Source organism: Rubripirellula tenax (assembly GCF_007860125.1).
GTDB lineage: Bacteria > Planctomycetota > Planctomycetia > Pirellulales > Pirellulaceae > Rubripirellula > Rubripirellula tenax.
The window spans coordinates 30,112-37,171 of the sequence record NZ_SJPW01000010.1; the positions used below are offsets into that span (position 1 = coordinate 30,112).

The 7,060-nt window shown below is 54.4% G+C and carries 8 protein-coding genes; all 8 read right to left on the bottom strand.

The genetic code is table 11. From position 1 onward, the window contains the following. Positions 1-983: 983 nt before the first annotated feature. Positions 984-1,352, bottom strand: coding sequence for a hypothetical protein (locus Poly51_RS28285; RefSeq protein ID WP_146462325.1), 369 nt, complete (start codon positions 1,350-1,352; stop codon positions 984-986). After that, positions 1,349-1,744, bottom strand: coding sequence for a hypothetical protein (locus Poly51_RS30810; RefSeq protein WP_186775879.1), 396 nt, complete (start codon positions 1,742-1,744; stop codon positions 1,349-1,351). Before Poly51_RS30810 ends, Poly51_RS28285 begins: the two co-directional genes overlap by 4 nt. 346 nt (positions 1,745-2,090) lie before the next feature. Continuing rightward, positions 2,091-2,501 carry a hypothetical protein gene (locus Poly51_RS28290; protein WP_146462326.1) on the bottom strand — a complete coding sequence of 137 codons (411 nt, stop codon included), beginning with the start codon at positions 2,499-2,501 and terminating at the stop codon, positions 2,091-2,093. A 704-nt stretch (positions 2,502-3,205) separates the two neighbouring features. Further along, on the bottom strand, positions 3,206-3,511 hold the full coding sequence (locus Poly51_RS28295) for a hypothetical protein (RefSeq protein WP_146462327.1): 306 nt from the start codon (positions 3,509-3,511) through the stop codon (positions 3,206-3,208). Positions 3,512-3,641: 130 nt separating this feature from the next. Continuing rightward, complete coding sequence (locus tag Poly51_RS28300) at positions 3,642-4,073, bottom strand: hypothetical protein (RefSeq protein WP_146462328.1); 432 nt, start codon at positions 4,071-4,073, stop codon at positions 3,642-3,644. Positions 4,074-4,635: 562 nt separating this feature from the next. Continuing rightward, positions 4,636-5,616: a hypothetical protein gene (locus Poly51_RS28310; protein ID WP_186775881.1), complete on the bottom strand. Its 981-nt coding sequence runs from the start codon at positions 5,614-5,616 to the stop codon at positions 4,636-4,638. Positions 5,617-5,674: 58 nt separating this feature from the next. Next, positions 5,675-6,157 carry a hypothetical protein gene (locus Poly51_RS28315; RefSeq protein WP_146462330.1) on the bottom strand — a complete coding sequence of 161 codons (483 nt, stop codon included), beginning with the start codon at positions 6,155-6,157 and terminating at the stop codon, positions 5,675-5,677. A 94-nt stretch (positions 6,158-6,251) separates the two neighbouring features. Then, positions 6,252-6,494, bottom strand: coding sequence for a hypothetical protein (locus Poly51_RS28320; RefSeq protein WP_146462331.1), 243 nt, complete (start codon positions 6,492-6,494; stop codon positions 6,252-6,254). Positions 6,495-7,060 lie beyond the last annotated feature (566 nt).

Genomic DNA, 7,060 nt, shown 5'->3' on the forward strand with positions numbered 1-7,060 from the left:
CCTGGAGATCCGCGATTATGGGTTGCGAGGCGAACCGCCAGCGAGCATGAGCCGCGCAAGCGGAAAACAACTGCGGGACGCCGCCAGTGTAAGCTTCGAGCATATTAGCGGATTGGGGCAACCGAGGCAAGTTTGTGGCACGAACCAAGGGGCGAGTCAAAGTGACCGCAAGTAGTCAGCTATCCGTTCAGGTGGTGATTGACCGGGAGGCCATGTCCAGCCCATGTGCAACCGAACCGCACGCACACCGACGGGAAGACAGAAGAGAACGATCATCGCAAGAATGAACCAGAGTTTTCGGCGGCGGGCGATACGCGATGCCGACCGAGTAGCGTCAACAGGGGCTTCTTGGCGGAGTGTGGTGTTCATGTGAACGCAAGCACCTCAGTCGGATAACGTTGACGATCAGCCGGCGGCGACGGAAGATCAACCACTTCAAAACGCCCGACGTCGCCGCTCGGTTGCATCGTTTGGTTCCCCGCTTTTCCGGCGGGCGTTGACGTCATCCAAGCGATCGACGACGGCCCAATCATACCGTGCGCAGCAACCGCCAGCAAATCTGCAGGGAGTCACCGTTCACGCAATTTATTGGTTTTGCGATGCCAGATCGCAGAGGCAGCAACAACAATTGACACGCATAGTCCTGAATAGATCAAGCCGGGAAGCCAACCGAGCACAATTGATATAGCTGGCGCAATGCTGTTGTATCTGGGATCAGTCGCAAGATTGTATTGTGCGCCCGCAACCATGAGTGCCCAAACAGCGACTGTTCCGTATAGGAGTGCGCGAACTCTGTTGCGAATGACGATTGCAAGCATCGGCGGAAAGGCAAACGCCAGAGTTGCGAACACAGTGTCCAGTTGGGAGCCTCATTTCAGTCGGGGAACGGCGGCCGTCACCGGGCGGCGAGAGTAAAACTAACCATCAGAAAACGCGTTGACGCCGCTCCGGTGCACGGCATGGTTATCCGCCACGGTCGGAGATCACTGATCGAGTATCATGTCGGGCAATTGACCGATGACGCCACCAGCCAGAAGCATAGCGACACCAACCCAGTATCGTCGATGCCAAATACAAACGGCGGATGCGACCCAGAGCCCCGACGCAAACGTGGCTATCGGGAATCGAACCAGCGGTCCGTAAACACGCGGGTCCGAAATCGAGGGAGCGTCAGACGGCACGAGCAGCAGATACAGGAAGTACACAGTCACACCCAGGCTGCCGATGAACGAGATCGAGCCGATCGTTCCAATGATGCCAGCAGGTATCAAGCGAAGGCGGAACCGTCGAGGGGCATTTGGAGGACCGCTAGGCGTTTCGAGATCGGCCGGTGCGTAGGGGTTCAGGTTCACGTCGTAGTCATCGCGGCGATTTCAGTCGGATAACGGTTGGCATCACCGGGTGGCGGCGAAAATCGTGATTTCGAGAAAACCGCACCACCGCCACTCCGGTGCATGCCGTGGTTATCCCATTGCATTGGATCGAGCATTGAATCAGCGTTGGGCAGTTGTGACCACCGTTCCACAGCATAGCGGGCGTTGTGTCGGTCGGCAAGTTTCGAGCGTTGCCGACCGTCAGCGGGTCGGGCACGGCGACCGAAGGGAGCCGAAACGCGGACTCTCTCGCCAATGGCGAGCCCCGGTGGGAAAAGACAAATCGAGCCATTGGCGAGAGTGTCCGCGTTTCGGCAGCTTGCAGCAAAGTAAACCATTCCAATGCCAGACGAACCGCAAGCTTCGGGCATTGGGAAACGTGGGCAGCAACTTGGAGAACGTGACGTTCCGCATCGCCGGAAAAAATAGATCCGCGTGGCCGGAAGATTTTCCGGCGATGCGGTACGTCACGTTCGGACGTGATTTCGAGCAAACCCTTTGAACTAAAGTCAGCCGACATCCCCGGCAGTCGGGTGCTGCGGATCGAACAGTTACGAAGCGAGATCGGTCGGCACCTCCGCGCATTAGTTGGGATAACGGTACGGTTCAGCGGGGCCGCGCGAACGACTCACCACTTCAAAAACGTCAACTCGCGGCCTCCGTTGCAACCGATGGTTACCCGCATTCTTGAACAAAAGAAGTATCTCATGAATCGGGCTAATCGCCATTGACGAAACGTTTCCAAGCCACCTCGTCACCGGGTTCGCACCACACGACGATCATTTGTAGCGCATCGCTGGAACTAGCGAAATCCCAATACACCGCTGGGGGGCAATCGTGCGCCATTAACTCTTGTGAAATGTCGTGTTCAGGAAGGCCATCCTCGAAGGACGCAATTTGAATAAATTCATGGCGTTCGATAACCCCTAGGGATACGAGACGTTCAAGCCTGTAGTCGATTTCAGCTTTTTGGCTGGCGTCTCGTTCGACGCTAAGCCACTTGGAGATAGCCGGAGTCAGCCGGGACCGATGGTAGACCGCCATCAGGGAAGGCAAAGCCATGAAAATCAACGCGCAAGCAGCGACCGCAATGAGCAAAACGCGAATCTTGAATCGTGGAACGATCATGCGCATTTCAGTCGGGTAACGGTACGCGTAACCGGGAACGCGCGGGAAAGTTTCTAACGGCCAAATCGCTCAGCTCGCGTTCTCCGGTTCACGCGATGGTTACCCGCCGTCTTGGTGGTCAGTCTAGTGTCACCGATCTCCACCGTGCCCGCAATGCGAGCAGACCGAACCATCCCAGCGAAAACGAAATCCGCAGGACGGACAACGTCCAGCATGGCCCCATCGAGTGCGATCATGCGGTTTGATGCGAAGCCAGTCACAGTTCGGGCAATCCATCTGTGTAGGGCTGCGATGTCCAGCGCAGCAACCGGGGCAAATGCCGCTGTAAGACGTAAAGAAGATCGGCGGTCTTTCATTCTCAATACGTTCGACAGCGGATTCAAGTGAGCCAGCATCGTCGATTAGCAGCTTGCATTGGAGGACGCCGTACCCTGTCAGTTTCCGAAGTGCCATTACGTCTTGTGCGTTGGTCATGGAGTCGCGACGTGCGTCTGCGGCATTTCAGTCGGGTAACGGCGGAAATCACGGGGAACGGGCGAACGACTTGCAAGAAGAAAGGAAAATCGACCACCCGTTCTCCCGTGCATTTCATGGTTCGCCGCATTGAACCGGATACACGCCAACCACCACGGTTGACGTCAAATAAATCGTAGCAATCGCAACGTCCGACGGCAATCCGATCGGGTTTTGATCAGAGGCAGTGTTCAAAGGAACGCAACCAACGTGATCGACCACGCAATCATGAGAAGCAACGCGAATCCGTTCCATGCGATCTGGGCAGAGAACTGCCAAGTTCCGCGTGGGTATCGAGCGACCATCCAGTTGTCGAGAGCGATACCCGACCGAACTTGGGACACGAGCAAGAAGAACAAGTAGGCAGGAAGGGAAATCGCGACGAATGTAAACATCGCATCCATGTATCCGGCGGCACCGAAAGCCATCGAGGTGACGAACAGAATTGCGTAGATTACAAAAATGCGAATGTAGCTACGTGAGTGTTCGAGTAACATCCGTGCAGTCTCTGATTGCGTCGCATTGTGAGTCATACATTCAGTCGGCGAACGTTGACGATCAGCCGGCGGCGACGAAAGATCAACCACTTCAAAACGCCCGACTTCGCCGCTCGGTTGCATCGTTTGGTTACCCGCGCTTTGGCAAGAATTCGCGTGCAAATGCCAGGGCAGCCCAATGAGCAGCACCCGTGTCGAGAGCGAGTAGTACAAGCATCAGGATACCAGCCAACAGACTCGGTGGCAAAGCGAAGATTGCAAGTGCCATAAAGATGATGTGAACAATTGGTATCCCGGAGACATGCTTGTAGTCGGTCCCGCCGCGACGCATGTGTAACCAAGGACGGATAGCGGAAAGGTGGAAATTCAAGATCGCAAAGAAAGCGTAGATCGAAAGGAGTATCCAGCCCGCGGTCAGGTTTGTCGCTGTGTTCGCGGTGGTCGTCTGCAGAAGATGACGTCCGACGATTGCGAGTGGGACGAATGCAGCGATGCCAAATACTGTGAGCAGGCAACCGATGTCATTGAGCGTTAAGCGTTGCTGCACGTTCGTGTGGCGCACTCTTCAGTCGGGTAACGGTTGAATTCACCGAGGACGCGCGGTGGACATTGACCTGGAGAAAAACGGCGCCGCGTCCTTCGGTGCAATTCTTGGTTCTGCGTGGCTTCCGATATGCGTGGCGAATTCGGAAACACATCTGAAGTTACACGGGCCAATAGTTTAAACGATTCCTCTCACTCGATCGGCCCACCAAATTTTAGTTTCTGGGAGCCAAGTATTCTTCGTCGGATTCATGTAGCGGCCCCATCCGTAGTCAACTATCTCGCCCGTTGTCGCCCAACGGGCTGGTGGAAACCGAATCGAGCAACCGATCGACACGAGTACAATGTCGCCAGAATCAGATTCGAGTATTCCGTCATCGTCCTCGGTCGAAAGATTGACGTCGTCCAAAAGGTAGCCGTTCTCGTTTGCGATCGTGGGAAACCAAGTACCGCAATTCAGGCACAGCAATACTACGTGTTTGCCATCGCCAGCAAGCACGAATGCAACAATGCCGGCGTCGCAACATGGACACGCGAGGTTGGCGTTTCGGAACACTAATTCTTTCGCAGAACGTCACGCGTCACCGGGAACGCGCGGAAAAGTTTCTAACGGCCAAAACGCTCGACTCGCGTTCTCCGGTGCACGCGATGGTTCGTCGCTCCCTCGCTTGGATCGCAGCAAGGGGCAGAAATGCAGCGCCTAAATCTAGCAGATAAATCATTGCGCCCTGAAGCAAAAAGCAACACACGTACCCGGAATGTACCGCAAATTTGGCAGCATGCATCGATGTATCCCATCGGCTATTGATCGACAAATACAAAACGCCTGAACCATACCCGAGAAGCACAGCCCCCATTACCGCAAACGGAAGTGTCCACTTTCGACTTAGTGTAGGTTTCAGCGAGAACCGCCACGCAATCGTGTTTAGTGCAAGCACCACGCCAACAATCAAAATCCAGTAGTTGAACGTCGGCTGGACGACGTGTTTGAGCATTAGAGTCTGATTGATGTGCGGCTGTGTGGTTCTGCATACCCAGATGGCGACCGCCGTAACAAATGTCCACATCATCATCTGCTGAATCGAAAGGCGAATTCGTGTTCCATGACGATGGTGCCTCAACAAGATCGCTGGCACGCAAATCAAAAGGAGGCTCAGTCCATGAACGGCTTGTATACAGATCAGGGCCGTAAACGTCTTATCCTTCCAATTGTCCTCAAAGGCAATGGCAAGAGGCACTGCAAGCAGTGAAAGCAGAAATGCGCCACGGAGAAATGTTCCCTTCAAGATGCTCTCGGCAGTGAGGAAGCCAACAACGCTCGAGGAGAGTGCAAGCAGTCCAACCGAAGGCCCTATTGGGAAATTGAAATTCCAGTTCCCGCTGAAGTAGTTCTTCGCGAAGATCGTGTTCGGAAATGGGTAAAAGAGAATCAGCCCGGCCATTGCTAACGGTGCAACCAACCCTGCGGCCATCGCAATTCTTCGCACTGCGGTTTGATTGGATGGCATCATAAATGTCGACGAACGGCCGCGATAACCGAGTCGCGGCGATTGATTTTCCATTGTCAAAAATGACGGCTCCGCGACTTCGGTTCATCGCATGGTTCGCCGCAATCGTGAGCTACCGTTTGGCCCCGCGGTAATACGATCCGTCGAGGCGGGACGGGTAAGTCGCGACTGCTTCATTGTAGTGATCTTCGCCCCACTTCGCATTACCAACCATCATCTCAACTAAACGGACAACGGCCCAAAAGAGTGGGGGCGTAAATGCGGCGTCATGCTGGAAGTTACGTTGCTGCCCGTCGATGACAAGATCAATTGAGTATCGCCCCATGGTGCTTGCGTAGTCATTGCCCGATGGCGGCACGTCAAGAAATCCTGATTCAAGGATGACGTTTGCGATCATGTCAAACGTGTATAGGTTTACTGAACCTTTACAGTCGCCATCTTTGACGGCGTTGCGACGTCCGCAATACTCAAGCGCACCAGATTGGAGCATACGTGCGGTGTGCCAGTCGCATTCGCCCATGCAACCCGGTGGGGTTTCAATGCGAATCTCAGTGATACGCGTGTTTGTCAGGTCACCGTTGCGTCTGGGATTCATTGGCTTCAGTCGGCGAACGGCCGCCATCACCGAGGACGGCCAATGTGGTTTCCATTTGTAAACGCGCCATGCCGTCCTTCGGTGGATGGCATGGTTATGTCTCTAAGTCGATGTAGTGTTCAAGGTACGATTCTTGTGCCGACGAAAGTGTATCCGGAAAGAAGCGAGACGTTTTAAACCAGATTTCGTTCTCGATCCAGAAACGGTAAATAAATGCTTCAAAAGTGCGGGCGGTCAACCGAAGGTGTTCAGGGGCATCGTCTTCCCAGTCGGCGGGCGTTTGCCAAGTGTAATCGTATCGTGATGCAACGACACAATACTGATGCTTTTGCGTCAAGAACAGATTCCAGTGAACACATCCCTGCGAATCTGACAGGAATGGAACGATGTATCCAGAGTGGGGTGTGATCTCGATGAGGCGTTCTGCGAACCGAAACTCGCACGCAGTCGCGGAGCGTATTCGTCGTTGCAAATCGACATGCGTAATGAAGTGGCGAAATGCGTCTGGAAGTTTGATTCCATGCGTTGCGGAGTCGTTGTCTAGGAGAGATATCGCGGCAACGGGGTCGGGCGTTTCGTCGTCGCAGTCGTCACCAAAATCTAGTAAGGGAGACTCCTCTAGCCAGTTAAACGTGCCAACGAACTGACTCTCTGGAATTGGGGGAAGTTCGTCAAACGAGAAATCTGTGTATGTAGGGCCGTCTCGAAAACCCTTCAAAGCAATATGCGGCCAAGCTCGATCAAACGGCCAATCCAAGTGTGGCTCCCTGGTAGACATAACGGTACGGTTCAGCGGGGCCGCGCGAACGACTCACCACTTCAAAAACGTCAACTCGCGGCCTCCGTTGCAACCGATGGTTCGCCGCTTTTGTGATCTCAGTCGATGAGACGAGTCGCTAGTGC

Excerpts from the sequence above, each read along its gene's own strand:
- Poly51_RS30810 (WP_186775879.1), bottom strand. The coding sequence starts at position 1,744 with ATGCCCGAAGCTTGCGGTTCGTCTGGCATTGGAATGGTTTACTTTGCT.
- Poly51_RS28290 (WP_146462326.1), bottom strand. The coding sequence starts at position 2,501 with ATGATCGTTCCACGATTCAAGATTCGCGTTTTGCTCATTGCGGTCGCT.
- Poly51_RS28295 (WP_146462327.1), bottom strand. The coding sequence starts at position 3,511 with ATGTTACTCGAACACTCACGTAGCTACATTCGCATTTTTGTAATCTAC.
- Poly51_RS28315 (WP_146462330.1), bottom strand. The coding sequence starts at position 6,157 with ATGAATCCCAGACGCAACGGTGACCTGACAAACACGCGTATCACTGAG.
- Poly51_RS28310 (WP_186775881.1), bottom strand. The coding sequence starts at position 5,616 with ATGGAAAATCAATCGCCGCGACTCGGTTATCGCGGCCGTTCGTCGACA.